Below are 359 nucleotides of genomic sequence, written 5' to 3' on the forward strand. Positions count from 1 at the left end.
GAGCGATGCTGTCCGAGCGCCCGACAGGCGCGGCGCTCGGAGACGGTCATCGTCCGTATGATGTGCTCGACACAGGCGCGCCGGCGCGCGGGGCTCAAAAGTTTCCCCGGGACGCCTCCTGCAGGATCAGCTTGTCGAGGGTGAGATCCGCAATCGCCTTTCGCAGCCGAGCGTTCTCGGTCTCCAGGTCCTTCATCCGTCGAACTTGATCTGACTTCAGGCCGCCAAACTCACGCCGCCATCGGTAGTACGTCACCGAACTCACGCCGAGCGCGCGGATTGCATCGGCCACGCTCTGGCCCTGTGAGATCAGCACATCCGCCTGCCGCAACTTGGCAACGATCTCCTCAGGTTTCGGG

Annotated in this window: 1 pseudogene; it reads right to left on the reverse strand. The window is 64.1% G+C overall.

The window, feature by feature from the left end:
• Nucleotides 1-359: pseudogene (locus ACLQ2O_RS41940) on the reverse strand (transposase); the annotation flags it as partial.

Origin of the sequence: Kribbella sp. DT2, from assembly GCF_049844575.1 — a bacterium.
Classification (GTDB): Bacteria; Actinomycetota; Actinomycetes; order Propionibacteriales; family Kribbellaceae; genus Kribbella.